This is a genomic window from Amycolatopsis coloradensis, from assembly GCF_001953865.1.
Lineage (GTDB): Bacteria > Actinomycetota > Actinomycetes > Mycobacteriales > Pseudonocardiaceae > Amycolatopsis > Amycolatopsis coloradensis.
In genome coordinates, this window is the sequence record NZ_MQUQ01000012.1 from 233,469 (window position 1) to 250,626 (window position 17,158).

Annotated in this window: 14 protein-coding genes; 10 read left to right on the top strand and 4 right to left on the bottom strand. The window is 68.9% G+C overall.

Going from position 1 to position 17,158, the window contains the following annotated elements:
- Nucleotides 1–10: 10 nt before the first annotated feature.
- Complete coding sequence (locus tag BS329_RS22325) at nt 11–1,813, bottom strand: serine/threonine-protein kinase (protein ID WP_076163180.1); 1,803 nt, start codon at nt 1,811–1,813, stop codon at nt 11–13.
- A gap of 171 nt (nt 1,814–1,984) precedes the next feature.
- Here BS329_RS22325 and BS329_RS22330 point away from each other — a divergent pair, with 171 nt between their 5' ends.
- From BS329_RS22330 to BS329_RS22355, 6 genes are all read left to right on the top strand, one after another.
- A complete protein-coding gene (locus BS329_RS22330) occupies nt 1,985–3,847 on the top strand; it encodes a methylmalonyl-CoA mutase family protein (protein ID WP_076163181.1) in 1,863 nt (620 codons plus the stop codon).
- The gene (gene scpA / locus BS329_RS22335) at nt 3,847–6,015 is read left to right on the top strand and encodes a methylmalonyl-CoA mutase (protein ID WP_076163432.1); all 2,169 of its coding nucleotides are present in this window, start codon (nt 3,847–3,849) and stop codon (nt 6,013–6,015) included. The genes BS329_RS22330 and scpA overlap by 1 nt, the downstream gene beginning before the upstream one ends.
- A 3-nt stretch (nt 6,016–6,018) precedes the next feature.
- Complete coding sequence (gene meaB, locus BS329_RS22340; RefSeq protein WP_076163182.1) at nt 6,019–7,017, top strand: methylmalonyl Co-A mutase-associated GTPase MeaB; 999 nt, start codon at nt 6,019–6,021, stop codon at nt 7,015–7,017.
- A 57-nt stretch (nt 7,018–7,074) separates the two neighbouring features.
- Nucleotides 7,075–7,383: a hypothetical protein gene (locus tag BS329_RS22345; protein ID WP_076163183.1), complete on the top strand. Its 309-nt coding sequence runs from the start codon at nt 7,075–7,077 to the stop codon at nt 7,381–7,383.
- Nucleotides 7,384–7,622: 239 nt separating this feature from the next.
- Nucleotides 7,623–8,921: an amidohydrolase gene (locus BS329_RS22350; protein ID WP_076163184.1), complete on the top strand. Its 1,299-nt coding sequence runs from the start codon at nt 7,623–7,625 to the stop codon at nt 8,919–8,921.
- Between the two features lie 259 nt (nt 8,922–9,180).
- Nucleotides 9,181–10,023 carry a DUF559 domain-containing protein gene (locus BS329_RS22355; RefSeq protein ID WP_084750116.1) on the top strand — a complete coding sequence of 281 codons (843 nt, stop codon included), beginning with the start codon at nt 9,181–9,183 and terminating at the stop codon, nt 10,021–10,023.
- A 42-nt stretch (nt 10,024–10,065) separates the two neighbouring features.
- Here the strand turns inward: BS329_RS22355 and BS329_RS22360 are convergent, their stop codons facing one another.
- Nucleotides 10,066–10,518, bottom strand: a complete 453-nt coding sequence (locus BS329_RS22360; protein ID WP_181771687.1) for a gamma-glutamylcyclotransferase — start codon at nt 10,516–10,518, stop codon at nt 10,066–10,068.
- Nucleotides 10,519–10,645: 127 nt separating this feature from the next.
- Between BS329_RS22360 and BS329_RS22365 the strand changes: the two genes are divergently transcribed.
- The 4 genes from BS329_RS22365 to BS329_RS22380 all read left to right on the top strand — a co-directional run bounded on the left by BS329_RS22365 (nt 10,646) and on the right by BS329_RS22380 (nt 14,003).
- Nucleotides 10,646–12,049 (top strand): NAD(P)H-quinone dehydrogenase, encoded by a 1,404-nt coding sequence (locus tag BS329_RS22365; RefSeq protein WP_076163186.1) that lies wholly within the window; start codon nt 10,646–10,648, stop codon nt 12,047–12,049.
- 81 nt (nt 12,050–12,130) lie between these two features.
- A complete protein-coding gene (locus BS329_RS22370) occupies nt 12,131–12,595 on the top strand; it encodes a COG1361 family protein (RefSeq protein ID WP_076163187.1) in 465 nt (154 codons plus the stop codon).
- Between the two features lie 194 nt (nt 12,596–12,789).
- Nucleotides 12,790–13,446: a class F sortase gene (locus BS329_RS22375; protein ID WP_076163188.1), complete on the top strand. Its 657-nt coding sequence runs from the start codon at nt 12,790–12,792 to the stop codon at nt 13,444–13,446.
- 5 nt (nt 13,447–13,451) lie between these two features.
- Entirely contained in the window at nt 13,452–14,003 is a 552-nt protein-coding gene (locus BS329_RS22380) for a hypothetical protein (RefSeq protein WP_076163189.1), read from the top strand.
- A gap of 729 nt (nt 14,004–14,732) precedes the next feature.
- On the opposite strand, the gene glpK is transcribed toward BS329_RS22380, so the two are convergent.
- Both glpK and BS329_RS22395 read right to left on the bottom strand, forming a co-directional pair.
- The gene (gene glpK / locus BS329_RS22390) at nt 14,733–16,247 is read right to left on the bottom strand and encodes a glycerol kinase GlpK (RefSeq protein ID WP_076163191.1); all 1,515 of its coding nucleotides are present in this window, start codon (nt 16,245–16,247) and stop codon (nt 14,733–14,735) included.
- Nucleotides 16,248–16,260: 13 nt separating this feature from the next.
- Nucleotides 16,261–17,016 carry an MIP/aquaporin family protein gene (locus BS329_RS22395; RefSeq protein WP_208619252.1) on the bottom strand — a complete coding sequence of 252 codons (756 nt, stop codon included), beginning with the start codon at nt 17,014–17,016 and terminating at the stop codon, nt 16,261–16,263.
- Between the last annotated feature and the right edge of the window lie 142 nt (nt 17,017–17,158).

A 17,158-nucleotide genomic window follows, 5' to 3' on the forward strand; every position in this document is an offset into this window, starting at 1 on the left:
CGCGCCCCGGCTAGCCGTCGACGACGAGGGACTGCGCGACCGGCTCGAAAACCGTGGTCTTCGCCGACGTCTCCTGCTCGATCGGCGAGGTCACCGAGAGGATCCACAGGTCGGCGCCCCCGCTGAACAGATCCATGAACGTCGTGCGTGTGATGCTCTCGTTCGAGGAGTCCCTGACCGCGGTGGAGCGTTCGGTCGTCCGGTAGACGTACCGCATGCTGTTGTCGCCCCGGCCCGGCACGGGGGCGGGTTCCCCGATGAGGGAGACCTCCGGGCTCTGCGACTTCAGCCAGCTGAAGTAGGCCGGTGGCGGATTTTCGGCGAGGAAGCCGGTCAGCCGCTCGATCCGGATGACCTGCCCGCCGTCGGGCGAGACGTACTGGACCACCGTGCTCGGCACCCCCCTGGTGACGTGCGGGGCGACGAACTTTTTCCAGTCCTTCGGCACGCTGATGCTGAACCGGCCGCCTTTGACGCCGTTCACCGTGCTCGCGTCACCCTGCTGGGTGACCAGTTCGGGCGGCGGCTGAGAGCCGATCTCGCCGCCCCGCGGCGTCCCTTCCGGTGGCCGCAGGTCCTGCCCGCCGACCGCCCTGGCCAGGACGAATCCGCCACCGGCGGCCAGCAGGAAGATGACGACCGAAGCGAGCGCCAGCGCCACCGTGGCCGCCGCCGACCGGCTCGGCGGGCGCGGCACCGCGGGCGTGACCGTCGGCATCGGCGCGGGTTCGGCCGGATGCGCAGGAGGCCGGAGTTCCGGGGACCGCGGCTCCGGAGCCGCCGCGGGCGGGTTCAGGAACGGCAGTGGCCCCGGGTCGGCGGCGAGTTCGGAACTCGTGCCCTCGCCCGGTTTGTCGGGGACGACCGGCTTGATCACCTGGGTGTCGGTCGCGTCGAGGTGCGCGGTGGTCTTCTTGCCGTCGGGCGTGTGGAACAACTCGGCGGGGAAGAGGTCGATCAGGGTCTTGGCCTGCAACGGGTACAGGCGCCGCCGCACCTCGCGCAGGGTGATCCGCTTCGACGGCTCCTTCTTCATGAGCGCGCCGATGACGTCGGACAGCGGGCCGGGGCCGGGTTTGGGAACCTTGCCGTTGACGACCTTGCCGACCGTTTCGAGCGGGTCGCCGTCGGCGTCGTAGGGCGGCGAGCCCTCGATGGCGGCGAACAGCGTCGCGCCGAGGCCCCACAGGTCCGCCGCGGGGACGACGGCGCCGCCGGAGGCGACTTCGGGCGCGATGTAGGCGGGGGAGCCGAGCATCATCCCGGTGCGGGTCATGGTGGCTTCGGAGACGTTCCTGGCGATGCCGAAATCGGTGAGCTTGATGCGGCCGTCAACCGCGACCAGGACGTTCCCCGGTTTGACGTCACGGTGGGTGATCCCGGCGGCGTGCGCGGCTTCGAGGGCGGACGCCACCGCGATGCCGACCGCCGCCGCCTGCTCGACCGTCAGCGGCCCGTGGTCGCGCAGGATGTGCGCCAGGCTACGGGAAGGCAGCAGTTCCATGACCACGAACGGTTCGTCGTTCTCGCGTGCGACGTCGTGCAGGATGATCACGTTCGGGTGACTCAGGACGGCGATCGCGCGGGCTTCCCGCAGGGTCCGTTCGCGGAGTTCGTCGGCCTGCGCGGTCGGGACGCCGGGTGGGAGGCGGACCTCTTTGACCGCGACCGGGCGGTGCAGGAACTCGTCGTAGGCCGACCAGACGGTGCCCATCGACCCCGATCCGATCACCGAGCGCAACCGATATCGCCCGGCTACGACGCGCTTCTCGTCGCCGGGGCTCTCGCTGGACTCGGTGGGGTCGGACGGCACGGCCCCAATTGTGTCGTATGCCCGTCTGACGGGCCGATGCGCCGTGCCCTGGAGGAGCGAAGAGGCCATCCGCCGTCGGAGTCCGGATGATGGCCGCGCGACCAGAGTCCACTCCTCGGCGCGACTCACGTCACAAGTGAGTCTTGTTAAGGGCCGTTAACATCGTTGGTTATGACGGAAGTGGCCGAGACGGAGTCAGTGCGGACCCCAGACGAGCCCGACGAGCTGGCTCTCGCGGCGGAGTTCCCGGAAGCGAGCCGGGAGCAGTGGCGGGAACTCGTCGCCGGAGTGCTGCGCAAGAGCGGCGCGATCGACGAAGGGTTCGATGGCCTGCCCGAAAGCAAGCTGGTCACCCGGACGTATGACGGCTTGGAGATCCAGCCGCTCTACACCGCCGAGGACACGGTCGGGGGAACGGGCTTCCCCGGCCTTCCGCCGTTCGTGAGAAGCGCCCGTCCGGAGGGTTCGGTGACGACGGGCTGGGACATCCGTGCCCGGTACGCGCGCCGCGACGCCAAGGTCACGAACACCGCGATCCTCGCCGACCTCGAAGGCGGCGTCAGCTCGATCTGGCTGCGCGTGGGCTCGACCGGCGTCCCCGTCGCCGATCTGGCCGACGCGCTGAACGAGGTCTACGTCGACCTCGCGCCCGTCACCCTCGACGCGGGCGAAGAGTACGAAGCCGCCGCGAACGAGTTGTTCACCCTTTTCGCCGAACGGGAGATCCCGGCGAGCGCGTTCACCGCGACGCTCGGCGCCGACCCGATCGGGCTGACCGCGCGCACCGGTTCGGCGCGTCCGCTCGCCCCCGCCGCGGAACTCGCGGCGCGCGTCGCCGCCAGTCACCCGAAGGTGCGGACGATCGTCGCCGACGGCCTGCCGTTCCACGAGGCGGGCGGTTCGGACGCGCAGGAACTCGGCGCGGCCATCGCGGCGGGCGTCGCGTACCTGCGGGCGCTCACCGAAGCGGGGCTGGACGTCGACACCGCGGCCGGTCAGCTCGAGTTCCGGCTCGCCGCCACGGCCGACCAGTTCCTCACGATCGCGAAGTTCCGCGCCGCGCGACGCCTGTGGGCTCGCGTCACCGAGGTCTCCGGCGGGAAGGCTTCCGGTATGCGGCAGCACGCGGTCACCTCGCCCGCGATGCTGACCCAGCGTGACCCGTGGGTGAACATGCTGCGGACCACACTCGCCTGTTTCGGCGCCGGGGTCGGCGGCGCGGACGCGATCACCGTGCTCCCGTTCGACGCCGCGATCGGCCAGCCGGACGCGTTCTCCGCGCGGATCGCGCGCAACACGCACGCCGTCCTGCTGGAGGAGTCCAAACTCGCCGGCGTCATCGATCCGGCTGGCGGCTCCTGGTACGTCGAGAACCTCACCGACGACCTCGCCAAGGCCGCGTGGCGTGAGTTCACCGCCATCGAGGCGGCAGGCGGGATCGAGGCCGAGCTTGCGTCCGGCGCGCTCGCCGGGCGGCTCGCCGAAACCTGGGAAAAGCGGTCGAAGCGGCTTTCGACCCGGCGCGATCCGATCACCGGCGTCAGCGAATTTCCCAACCTCACGGAGAAAGCGGTCGTTCGTGATCCCGTCGAAGACCTGCCGGACGGTGGTCTGCCCCGGCATCGGTACGCCGAGGCCTTCGAAGCCCTGCGGGACCGCGCGGACGCGCACCCCAGTCGCCCCCGCGTCTTCCTCGCGACGCTCGGCCCCGTCGCGGCGCACACCGGACGGGCGAGTTTCGCGGCGAACCTCTTCCAAGCGGGCGGAATCGAGGCCGTGAACCCGGGCGCCCCCGAAGACGTCGTCGCGGAGTTCCGGGCCAGCGGAACGAAGATCGCCTGCCTCTGCGGAAGCAACACTTCCTACGCGGAGGAAGCCGACAGCGTCGCGAAGGCGCTGAAGGAAGCAGGCGCCACGTCAGTGCTTCTCGCCGGTAAACCCGGCGATCACGCGGACGTCTCGGGCTACCTCTTCACGGGCTGCGACGCCCTCGAAGTCCTGACCGGCACGTTGAACGAGCTCGGAGTGCAGTGATGACGATCCCGAACTTCGCAGGCGTCGACCTCGGCACCCCCGACCCGGGCGACCGTCCTCAATGGACCGAAGCGTTGCACGCCGCCACCGGCAAGGGGCCTGACGCGCTCGCCTGGGAGACGCCGGAAGGCATCGGCGTCAAACCGGTCTACACCGCCGACGATCTGTCCGGAGTGGACTTCCTTGGCACGTATCCCGGTGTCGCGCCGTACCTGCGCGGCCCGTATCCGACGATGTACGTCAACCAGCCGTGGACGATCCGGCAGTACGCGGGTTTCTCCACCGCCGAGGAGTCGAACGCCTTCTACCGCCGCAACCTCGCCGCCGGGCAGAAGGGTCTTTCGGTCGCCTTCGACCTCGCGACGCACCGCGGCTACGACTCCGACCACCCGCGCGTCGCCGGTGACGTCGGCATGGCGGGCGTCGCGATCGACTCGATCTACGACATGCGCCAGCTCTTCGACGGGATCCCGCTCGACAAGATGAGCGTTTCGATGACCATGAACGGCGCCGTCCTGCCGGTGCTCGCGCTGTACGTCGTCGCGGCCGAGGAACAGGGTGTCACGCCGGACAAACTGGCCGGGACCATCCAGAACGACATCCTCAAGGAGTTCATGGTCCGCAACACCTACATCTATCCGCCGCAGCCGTCGATGCGGATCATTTCGGACATCTTCTCTTTCACCTCGCGGAACATGCCGAAGTACAACTCGATCTCCATCTCCGGCTATCACATGCAGGAAGCCGGGGCGACCGCCGACCTGGAGCTGGCGTACACGCTCGCGGACGGTGTCGAGTACATCCGCGCGGGCACCGAGGCCGGGCTGGACGTCGACAAGTTCGCGCCGCGCCTGTCCTTCTTCTGGGCGATCGGGATGAACTTCTTCATGGAGGTCGCGAAGCTCCGCGCGGCGCGGCTCCTGTGGGCGAAGCTGGTGAAGGGCTTCGAGCCGAAATCGTCGAAGTCCCTGTCACTGCGCACGCATTCGCAGACCTCCGGCTGGTCGCTGACCGCGCAGGACGTCTACAACAACGTCGTCCGCACCTGTGTGGAGGCGATGGCGGCGACCCAGGGGCACACGCAGTCGTTGCACACCAACGCCCTCGACGAGGCCCTCGCGCTGCCGACCGACTTCTCCGCCCGCATCGCGCGGAACACGCAGTTGCTGTTGCAGCAGGAATCCGGCACGACACGCGTCATCGACCCGTGGGGCGGCAGCGCGTTCGTCGAGAAGCTGACCTACGACCTCGCCCGCAAGGCGTGGGGCCACATCACCGAGGTCGAGCAGGCCGGTGGGATGGCGAAGGCCATCGACGCGGGCATCCCGAAGCTGCGCATCGAGGAGGCCGCGGCGCGGACCCAGGCGCGGATCGACTCCGGTCGCCAGCCGGTGATCGGCATCAACAAGTACAAGGTTACTGACGACGAGCAGATCGACGTGCTCAAGGTCGACAACGCCGGCGTCCGCACGCAACAGCTGGAGAAACTGCGGCGGCTGCGCGAAGAGCGGGACGAGGACGCGACACAGGACGCGCTCCGGCGGCTCACGGCCGGCGCCCAGGCCGACGGCAACCTGCTCGCGCTGGCCATCGACGCGGCCAGGGCGAAGGCCACGGTCGGCGAAATCTCCGACTCGCTGGAGAAGATCTGGGGGCGCCACTCCGGTCAGATTCGTACCATCTCCGGTGTGTACCGCGAGGAGGTCGGCAAGGCCGAGAACGTCGAAAGGGCCCGTGAACTGGTCGAGGTCTTCGCCCACGAAGAGGGCCGCCGTCCACGGATCCTGGTCGCGAAGATGGGCCAGGACGGGCACGACCGCGGCCAGAAGGTGATCGCGACGGGCTTCGCCGACATCGGTTTCGACGTCGACGTCGGCCCGTTGTTCTCCACCCCCGGCGAGGTCGCGCGGCAGGCGATCGAGGCGGACGTGCACGTCATCGGCGTTTCGTCGCTGGCGGCCGGGCACCTCTCGCTGGTCCCCGCGCTGCGCGCCGAACTCGCCGAACAGGGCCGCGAGGACATCATCGTCGTGGTCGGCGGCGTCATCCCGCCGCAGGACTACGAGGAACTGCGCGCGGCGGGCGCGGCGGCGATCTTCGGCCCCGGCACGGTCATCGCCGACGCGGCGATCGACCTCATCGGACAGCTGACCGCCCAGGAGTCCTGAACCTTGCCGCGCAAGATCGACGTCGGGGCGCTGGCCAAGGGCGTCCTCGCGGGTGACCGCGGCCTGCTTTCGCGGGCGATCACGCTCGTCGAGTCCAACCGGGAAGACCACCGGGTGCAGGCGCAGGAGCTGCTGGTCGAGCTGCTCCCGCACGCGGGCGGCGCGCGACGGGTCGGCATCACCGGCGTCCCCGGTGTCGGCAAGTCGACCTTCATCGACCAGCTCGGCACGGACCTGACCGAGGCCGGGCACAAGGTCGCCGTGCTGGCCGTCGACCCGTCGTCGACCAAGACCGGCGGCTCGATCCTGGGCGACAAGACCCGGATGGCACGGCTCGCGGTGGACCCGAAGGCGTTCATCCGCCCTTCGCCGACTTCGGGGACTCTCGGCGGGGTCGCGCGGGCGACCCGGGAGACGATCGTGCTGATGGAAGCGGCCGGATACGACATCGTGCTGGTCGAGACGGTCGGCGTCGGGCAGTCCGAGGTGACCGTGGCGAACATGGTCGACTGCTTCCTGTTCCTGACCCTGGCCCGCACCGGCGACCAGTTGCAGGGCATCAAGAAAGGTGTTCTCGAACTGGCCGACGTCATCGCGGTCAACAAGGCCGACGGCGACCACGAACGCGACGCGAAGCGCGCGGCCCGCGAACTCGCCGGCGCCCTGCGGATGATCTACGGACGCGACGCCGAGTGGACCCCGCCGGTGCTGACGTGCAGCGCGCTCACCGACGTCGGGCTGGACGAGGTGTGGGCCGAGATCGGCCGTCACCGTGACGTGCTGACCGCGTCCGGCGAACTGGACGAGCGGCGACGTCGGCAGCAGGTGGAGTGGACCTGGTCGATGGTCCGCGAACAGCTGCTCGGGCGGCTCGCCGCGCATCCGGGGGTGCGAGCGGTCGTTCCGGACGTCGAACGGGCGGTCCGGGACGGTGAACTGACCCCGACGCTGGCCGCTCACCGGATTCTGTCGGCGTTTTCCGGTCCTCCGCGTGGCGGCTGACGACGGGACGCGGCAGAGTGCAGAATCGGATTCGCACGCTGTCGACGAAAGGGAGTCATGCCGAAAAGGTCTCGCCTCGGGCAGCTGGCCGGGCTGATCGCCGCCGGGCTGGTCGTCTGTGCTCCGGTCGCGCAGGCCGCGCCCGCCGCGGCGATCCCGGCCGCTTCGCCGGTGATCACGCAGGCAGCGACGGGGCACGAGGTGCCGTCGCAGGTGCCGCCGGGACCGGTGCTCGACCCCGCCGAGACCGACAAGGCCAACAGCCAGGAGACCAAGAACAAGATCATCGCGGGCGTCATCGCGGTGGTACTGCTGGGGTTGGTCATCCTCGGCCGTCGCGCGCGTTCCAAGAAGAAGAAGTCCTGAACCGCCACCGGTAAGTAGAAGGACTCTCCGCTTAGCCCGGGCAGAACTCCTCGAAGCCGTTCAACGCAGATCCACTACCGGCCATCTCCGGCTCGATCACTCGACGAGCGGCTTGTCATCCGCATGGTGCACGATCTATCGCAAATGCGTATCACAGATCGAACGGCACCCAGCGTGTCTTCAGTGACCACTCGTACGGTGGTAGACGAAGGCAACTGTGTTGCGGGAGGAGGTGCGGCGTGACGGTGCTCGATTCACGTCCGGACATTCCAGGCGACCCCGAGGGTCGCGTCGTTGCCCCTAAAGAGGCGCCCACCGCGCTGATCTCCGAGGCCGGCGTCAGCATGACACCTGTGGATGACCTGGGTGCCGGGCGTGGCCCTTTCTGGCTCGACGACTGGCTTCGCGCGAACGCCACCGACGTCCTCGCGTGGCGCCGTCACATCCACGCGCACCCGGAACTCTCCCGCCACGAGTTCGCGACCACCGAGATGGTCCTGTCCCTGCTCCGCTCGGTCGGGCTCAAGCCATGGGTGCTCCCGGTGGGCACCGGCGTCGTCTGCGACATCGGAAGCGGCGACCGCTGTGTCGCGCTGCGCGCCGACATGGACGCCCTGCCGCTGACCGAGGCCACCGGGCTCCCGTACGCCTCCAAGACCGACGGCGCCGCGCACATGTGCGGGCACGACGCGCACACCGCGATCCTGCTGGGCGCGGCGCGGGCACTGGCAGGCGCGCCGGAGCTGCCGGGACGCGTGCGGCTGATCTTCCAGCCCGCCGAGGAGGTCATGCCCGGCGGCGCGCTGGACATGATCGCCGCGGGCGCGATGGAAGGCGTCGAGCGGATCTACGGGCTGCACTGCGACCCGCGGCTCGAGGTCGGCAAAATCGGCCTGCGCGAGGGCGCGTTGACGTCCGCCGCCGACCTCATCGAGCTGCGGCTCACCTCGCCGGGCGGGCACACCTCGCGGCCGCATCTGACCGCGGACCTGGTGCACGCCCTCGGCACGGTGATCACGTCGCTGCCCGCGGTCCTGTCGCGGCGCGTCGACCCGCGTTCCGGGACGGTGCTGGTCTGGGGCGCGGTGCACGCCGGGCAGGCGGCCAACGCCGTCCCGCAGGACGGGGTGCTGCGCGGCACGCTCCGGACCGCGGACCACGAGGTCTGGACGATGCTGGAGCCGCTCGTCGCGTCTTCGGTGGAGTCGCTGCTCGCGCCGACCGGTGTCGGGTTCTCGCTCGACTACCGCCGCGGCGTCCCGCCGGTCGTCTCCGACCCGGAGTCGACCGCGCTGATGCGGGCCGGTGTCGAAGCCGCGCTGGGCGAGACCGGCGTGGCCGGGACCGAGCAGTCGTCCGGCGGCGAGGACTTCGGGTGGTACCTGGAGCACGTCCAAGGCGCCTTCGCGCGCCTCGGCGTTTGGCCCGGCGAAGGCCCCATGGCCGACATCCACCGCCCGACGTTCACTCTCGACGAGCGTGCCCTGCTGTGCGGTGTCCGCACCCTGGTCCACACCGCCCTGGCCACCCTGGCTTGAGTTACACCTCCAATCACGCGAGTTCCGCCTTCAAGCACGCGAGTTCCGCCTTCAAGCACGCGAGTTCCGCCTCTGTGCACGGGTGTTCGGTCCTATCGGGCCGAACACCCGTGCACAGAGTTGTCCACAGCCCGGTCGAGTTATCCACAGCTCTGGATGCAGCCCCTTCCCAAGGTCTGCTCGATCCTCGATTCTCGAAGGCGTGATCAACTGGGGAGGACGTAATGGGGCGGTCTTGCGTGGTGAGGCCGACAAAATCTTGGGGCGGCGAGCCGTCCTCGAAGGGCTGGCGTCCGGTGTGCTGGCTCAGCCGTGGCGAGGCGTGATCCTCCATGCCGCGGATCTGCTCGAGTTGCCGTGCCTGGCACAGGCGGCACTGCTCGCGGTCGGACCACCAGCAGTGCTTTCCGGCGCGACTTCTCTTGCCCTGCATGGGATTTCGGCTGCTGACAGCACGGTCATCCACCTGACCGTTCCCTACTCGAGACGGGTCGGATCGAGATCAGGGCTAGTGGTGCACAGGGCCGAATTCCGCCCGGCCGATGTACTCGAACTGGACGGACTTCCGGTGTTCCCGTTGGACCGCGCCCTGGCCGACCACCTCTGCGACGGCGACAAGCGAACAGCGTTCGCCGCGCTCGAAGAGGCGCTGCACAACCTCTTGCCGGACCACCGAGGAGTCCTGCACGCCAACGTCCGGGATCGCATCATCGACCGCCGCGACCGACGAGGTATCCACAGGGCGCAGATGCTGCTCGCGCTCGCTACGGGCGAGGCCGAATCGCCGCCGGAGAGCATTCTTCGCTTGCTCGTCGTGGAGGCCGGGCTGCCGGTACCGGTCGCCCAGTACGAGGTCGCCACCATCGACGGGCGGAAGCTGTACGTGCTCGACCTCGCGTGGCCTGAGGTGCGTATCGCCCTGGAGTACGACGGCTACGCCGCACATGAGGGCAGGCGCGACTATGACGCGGAGCGGGACGCTCGGATGGCGGCGCGCGGGTGGATCACGATCCGCGCGACAGCGGCCGATCTGCGGAATCCACGACGGTTGTTGGCTGAGTTACACGGTGCGTTCGAGCGTCGTACGGCGCGACTCGCGTGATTGGGGGCGCGACTTGCGTGATTGGGGGCGTAACACGCGTGATCAGCCGGAGATTCCCGTGCAGGGGCGGGTGCGGAGCGCGTCGACGTAGTCGGCGGGGGCGCCCGCGGCCTCGGCCGCGTCGGCGAGAACGCCGAGGTAGCGCGCGGACGGGAGGCCGCCCTCGTAGGCGTCCAGGACGTACAGCCAGGGCAGGACGGAGCCGTCCATGGTCTGCACGCGCAGGCGGAGCTTGGTGTGCATGCCGAGCTCGCCGCCTTCCCAGCGGTCGAGGCCGTCCTCGTCCAGCGGGGTGACGTCGTACAGCACCACGAAGACCCGGGAGCCCGGGTCTTCGACGATGGTGGCCAGCGCGCCTTCCCAGCCCAGGTCTTCACCGCCGAAGGTCAACCTCCAGCCTTCCAGCCAGCCGGTGCCGGCCATGGGCGAGTGCGGAGCGCGCTCCAACATCTGGGCGGGCTCCATATTGGATCCATACGCGGCATACAACGGCACGGCGACAGCCTAGCGACCCGGCGGTCACCCGGCCGGACGTACATGCCGTGTCCGGCCACTCAATCCGCCCAGCGGTCGCCCGCGTACGGTAAACGCCGTCACAGACACCGCTGCGAGGAGGAGACCAGTGACCAAGATCGTGATCATGGGCGGAGGCCCCGCCGGTTACGAAGCGGCACTGGTCGCGGCCCAGCACGGAGCCGACGTCACCATCGTCGAACGCGACGGTCTCGGCGGCGCTTGCGTGCTCTACGACTGTGTTCCGTCGAAGACGTTCATCGCCTCCTCCGGCGCGCTCGCGAACATGCACGACCTCCGCGAACTCGGCATCAACACCGACATGGCCGACACCAGTGTCGACCTGCCGACCGTCCACGGCCGCGTGAAGGGCCTCGCGCTCGCGCAGTCCGCCGACATCCGCGCCCGCGTCCAGCGCGAAGGCGTCCGCGTCCTCATCGGCCAGGGCCGGTTCGACGACGAAGAGACCGGGCTCGCCACGCACAAGGTCGCCGTCACCACCCACGACGGCACCGTCGAGGTCCTCGACGCCGACGTCGTCCTCATCTCGACCGGCGCCACTCCGCGCGTGCTGCCCGGCGCGGTGCCGGACGGCGAGCGCATCCTCGACTGGCGTCAGCTCTACGACCTGCGTGAACTGCCCGAGCACCTGGCCGTCATCGGTTCGGGTGTCACCGGCGCCGAGTTCGCGTCGGCCTACACCGAGATGGGTGTCAAGGTCACCGTCGTGTCCAGCCGCGACCGCGTCCTCCCGCACGAGGACGCCGACGCCGCCGCTGTGCTCGAAGAGGTCTTCTCGCAGCGCGGCACCACGGTCGCCAAGCAGGCCCGCGCCGACAAGGTCGAGCGCACCGAAAAGGGTGTCGAGATCCACCTCGCCGACGGCCGCGTGATCGAAGCCAGCCACGCGCTGATGACCGTCGGTTCCGTGCCCAACACCGTCGACATCGGCCTGGAGAAGGTCGGCATCGAGCCCGGCCCCGGCGGCTTCATCGGCGTCGACCGCGTTTCCCGCACCAGCGCGCCCGGCATCTACGCCGCGGGCGACTGCACCGGCGTGCTCATGCTCGCCTCGGTGGCCAGCATGCAGGGCCGCATCGCGATGTGGCACGCGCTCGGCGAAGGCGTCGCGCCGATCAAACTCAAGACCGTCGCCGCCAACGTGTTCACCCACCCCGAGATCGCGACCGTCGGCATCAGCCAGCAGGCGATCGACTCGGGTGAGGTGCCCGCCCGCACCATCATGCTCCCGCTCGCGACGAACGCCCGCGCGAAGATGGAAGGCCTGCGACGCGGTTTCGTGAAGCTGTTCTGCCGCCCCGCCACCGGCGTGGTCGTCGGCGGGGTGGTCGTGGCCCCGAACGCGAGCGAACTCATCCTTCCCATCGCGCTCGCCGTCCAGAACCAGCTCACAGTGGAACACCTGGCACTGACATTTTCGGTGTACCCGTCGCTCTCGGGGTCGATCACCGAGGCGGGCCGCCAGCTGATGCGCCACGACGACTTGGACTGATCCTCTCCGGCGAGGCAACCATCGCGGGGGTGCCCGCGTCTAGCGCGTGTCGGATGTTTTCGTTGACCGCTAGGGGTTTTCGTGGTTCGCAGGGTTCTCTTCGGAGTGGTGGCGATCGGTGCGGCGGTGCTGGCGGGGCCGGCGACCGGTTTCGCCCAGCAGCCCCAGTCCGGCAGCCCCGGGGTCACGGTGCAGCTCAACGACGACACCGCCTACGAACTCGGACTCGTCAACAAGTACGTGCACGGCGAGTCCAATGTGGCGCTGGCGCAGTGCCCCGGCGATGGGCTGAAGGCGCCGACGTCGACGACGTTCGCTTCGCCGGTGCTGAGTGTCGGCAAATATGACTACGGCCCGCTCGTCGGGGTCCCGGCGAACGTCAGCGCGGAGGTCGACCTCAAGGAGGGCACGGCGCCGGGTACCTACCCGCTGACCGTCAACTGCAACGGAAATACTTATACGGCGACGTTTTCCGTTCCTCCCCGGCAGGTGAGCGCGGTACCTTCCGGTGCCGCTCGCGCGGGTGACGGCAGCATGGCGTCCTGACCTTCGCCGCTTTGGAAACCGCCGCCGCGGGGAACAGGGGCACGGAGCCGATCGCGATCATTTCGTGACCTGGGCGGGCAACCGTCCGGTCGCGCCTGGCGTCAGGCAGGGGCGGGGGTGAACGATCGAGCCGGTCCCGGTCTGGGGGCGGGGCCGGCTCAATCGCTCGCACACCGCCTTCTTGAGGGGTGAACATGACGTCGACGTGGTGGCGAGGACGACGGGCACCGCTGGTGCTCGTCGTCGTCCTGCTGGTCGTCCTGGCGACGCTGGTGGTCGTCCTGTCCGGCCCGGGGGAGCCAGGGCAGGCCGCTCCGCCGCAGGTCACGGAGCGGTCCGTGGCACCGGTGGAGCCGAGCGCCGGGCCGGAACGCGAGGCCGTCGCCGGCGGGATGGCCAAGGCCGATCCCGTCTCGATCGACGTGCCGAAGATCGAAGCGAAGTCCAGCCTTGTCCCGCTCGGGCTCAACGCGGACAACACCGTCGAGGTGCCGCCGGTGACCCAGCCGATGCAGGCGGGCTGGTACGTGCACGGGCCGACCCCGGGGGAGGTCGGGCCTTCGGTGATCCTCGGGCATGTGGACGGGAACAAACAGAAGGGCATCTTCTTCCGGCTGAAGGAACTGGCGCCCGGCGACCAGGTCTCGATCGCCCGCAAGGACGGAACGACGGCCGAATTCGCGGTCACGAAGGTCGAGCGGGTGGCGAAGGACAAGTTCCCCACCGACGCGGTCTACGGCGACACCACCGAGCCGGAACTGCGGCTCATCACCTGCGGCGGCGTTTTCGACAAGGCTTCGCACAACTATCTCGACAACATCATCGTTTTCGCCCGGCTGCTCGCGAGGTGAGTCCCATGATCAGGTACCGGTCCGCCCTGGTGGTGGCGTGCGGGGTGGCCCTCGCCGCTCCCGCCGTCGCGTTCGCGCAGGACGACGTCCCGTCATCCACGCCGACCACGACGTTCACCCCGCCGCCCATGCAGTACCCCTTTGTCGCCGTGTCCCCGTCGAAGTCGACGGCGGGGGAGGACGTGCTGGTCTCGGTCGGCTGCGCGGTGGCCGACTTCGGCGAGGTGACGTCGATGGTGCTGGACAAGATCGGGAAGTTCGAGGTGACCTCCGAGGATCCGGTGATCCTCGGCGCGGTCGCGCACCTGAGCGACAAGGCGAAGCCGGGCTTCTACGCGGTCAAGGCGACCTGCAAGACGACGACGGTGACGATCAACCTCGAAGTCGCGCCGGGCAAGACCCCGACCGCGACCCCGCCTCCGACGACCGAACCGTCGAAGGGAACGCCGCCGAAATCGATTACGCCGGTGAAACCGGCCGCCGGGCGTCAGGTTCCGAAGATTCCGGTGGGGGCACCACAAACCGGTGGCGGCGGAACGGTGGCCCACCGCAAGTAGTCCTCTACTTGCGGCCGGGCGGGCGGGTCCGGGCGGGTCCCGGCTGCCTTGAAGGCCACCTTGAGACGTTGAGCGTCCTGAAGGTGGCCTTCAGGACACCTGTCACGAAGGGTGGGTTGGGCATCGAGCGCGGCCGCCATCAAGGCGAGCCTCCCTTGCGACAGCGGGCCGAACCTCCCGGCCGCCAGCGGGACGGCGACCGTCGAGTTCGAGATCGTCTGCCTGCCGCCCACGACGACACCCACCAAGCCCCCGTCGAGCAGCCAGCCGCCGTCCAGTTCCAGCGAACCGCCAAGCAGCGGCTCGCGAGCCCTCTTCGCCCGGCAAGAAGCCCCAGGTGAGGGTGACGCCGCAGGGCGCTCCGCGGACCGGCGGCGGAGCACTCGGCTGAAGTACGTGAAGGCCCCCTTCCGGTACTCAGGCGCAAGGAAGGAGGCCTTCACGCTGCTCCGGCCTCTTCGCACCCCAGCGCGTCGCGTTTAGCCCGCTAAACGCGCTCAGGCGACCCTCGCGTTTCGTCCTCTAGTTGCGGTAGTGCGCGACACGAACTACCGCAACTAGAGGACGAAACGCGGTCAGGAGGGGGCGGGGCGGGCTGGGATGTCTCAAAGGTGGCCTTCGAGGCATTAGGGAAGCGACCGGCGGGCCAAGCGGAGCACATCTGAAGTACGTGAAGGCCCCCTTCCGGTACTTAGGCGCAAGGAAGGAGGCCTTCATGTACTCACCAGGTCAGTCTTCGCCCTCGACCCAGTCGAAGGTCTTCGTGACGGCCTTCTTCCAGTTGCGGTACTCGGACTCGCGGCGGGCCTCGTCCATCGACGGGTCCCACTGCTTGTCCTGCGCCCAGTTGTTGCGGATGTCGTCTTCGCTCTTCCAGAAGCCCACCGCGAGACCGGCCGCGTAGGCCGCACCGAGCGCGGTGGTCTCGTTGACCACCGGGCGGATCACCGGCACGCCGAGGATGTCGGCCTGGAACTGCATGAGCAGTTCGTTGACGACCATGCCGCCGTCGACCTTCAGCGACTTCAGCGGGACACCGGAGTCGGCGTTCATCGCGTCGATCACCTCGCGCGACTGGAACGCGGTCGCCTCCAGGACGGCCCGCGAAATGTGCCCCTTGTTGACGAACCGGGTGAGGCCGACGATCGCGCCGCGGGCGTCGGAGCGCCAGTACGGCGCGAAGAGGCCCGAGAACGCCGGAACGAAGTACGCGCCACCGTTGTCCTCGACGCTGCGGGCGTGCTGCTCGACTTCGGCCGCGGAGCCGATCAGGCCGAGGTTGTCCCGCAGCCACTGCACGAGCGAACCGGTGACCGCGATCGACCCTTCGAGCGCGTACACCGTGTCGTTCGAGCCGATCTTGTAGCAGACCGTGGTGAGCAGCCCGTTGTCCGACATGACCTTCTCGGTGCCGGTGTTGAGCAACATGAAGTTGCCGGTGCCGTAGGTGTTCTTCGCTTCACCCGGCGAGAGGCACGCCTGCCCGAAGGTCGCCGCCTGCTGGTCGCCCAGGATGCCCGAGATCGGGACCCCGGCCAGCGCGCCCTTCTCGCGGACCTTGCCGTAGGTCTCCGAGGACGACCGGATCTCCGGGAGCATCGACAGCGGGATCGTCATCTCCTCCGCGATCCCGGCGTCCCACTCCAGCGTGTCGAGGTCCATCAGCATGGTCCGCGAGGCGTTGGTCGGGTCGGTGACGTGCACGCCGCCGTCGACCCCGCCGGTCATGTTCCACAGCACCCAGGTGTCCATGTTGCCGAAGACCAGGTCGCCCGCTTCGGCCTTCGCGCGGGCACCGTCGACGTTGTCGAGGATCCACTTGATCTTCGGCCCGGAGAAGTAGGTCGCCAACGGCAGGCCCACCTTCTCGCGGTAGCGCTCCTGGCCGCCACCGAGCGCGCCGAGGTCGCTGACGATCTTGTCGGTGCGGGTGTCCTGCCACACGATGGCGTTGTACACCGGCTTCCCGGTGGTGCGGTCCCAGACCAGCGTGGTCTCGCGCTGGTTGGTGATGCCGACCGCGACGATGTCGCTCGCGACCAGGTCCCCCTTGGCGAGCGCGCCCGCCGCCACCGCTCGGGTGTTCTCCCAGATCTCTTCGGCGTCGTGCTCGACCCAGCCCGCCTTCGGGAAGATCTGTTCGTGCTCCCGCTGGTCGACGGCGACCACCCGGCCGGAGTGGTCGAAGATCATGCAGCGGGTCGACGTCGTGCCCTGGTCGATCGCGGCTACGTACGAAGTCATCGAAGCTCCAGTCTCAGGTGAGGTTGTGGACGGCGAGGAACAGCAGCGCGGCCAGCGCACCGCCGACCAGCGGGCCGACGACGGGGACCCAGGAGTAAGCCCAGTTCGGGTTGGCCTTGTTCTTGATGGGCAGCAGGAACGCGTACGCGATCCGGGGGCCGAGGTCTCGGGCCGGGTTGATGGCGTAACCGGTCGGGCCACCGAGGGACTGGCCGATGACCAGCACGACGAACGCTACCCCGGCGTAGCCGAGCGCGGAGTTGCCGAAACTCGGCGTTCCGCTTTCACCCGTGGCGTTGGCGTAGACCGGGCTGAGCAGGATCCACGCCACCAGCACGAAGGTACCGATGATCTCGGTGACGAGGTTCCAGACCTTGTTCGGGATCTGCGGCGCGGTCGAGAAGATGCCCAGCGTCTCGTCGCGGTTCGGGTGGTCGTCGAACTGCAGTTTGTAGGTGGCCCAGCAGAGCACGGCGCCGACGATCGCGCCGACCATCTGCCCGGCGAAGTAGATCGGGACGTCGCCCCATGCGGTCTTGTCGGCGATGGCGAGGCCCAGTGTCACCGCGGGGTTGAGGTGCGCGCCGCTCGGCGCGGCGATGCTGGCACCGGTGAAGACCGCGAACGCCCACGCGAGGGTGATCATCACGATGCCACCGTTGTGGCCGTTGTTCTTGCGCAACACGTGGTTGGCGACCACGCCGTTACCCAGCAGGATCAGGACAGCCGTTCCCAGCGACTCCCAGACGAAGATGGCTCCCACACTCACCGTACGACCTCCACATTGGACATTCCGCGCAGGGTCGTACACGGTGTGCTACGGCGCCCTTGCCGACCCACGTCCGACGCACGTTACCGTCGCGTATTTGTTCCTTCCAGGCGTTGAGCGGGCGAATTCTTGCAAGATCGGC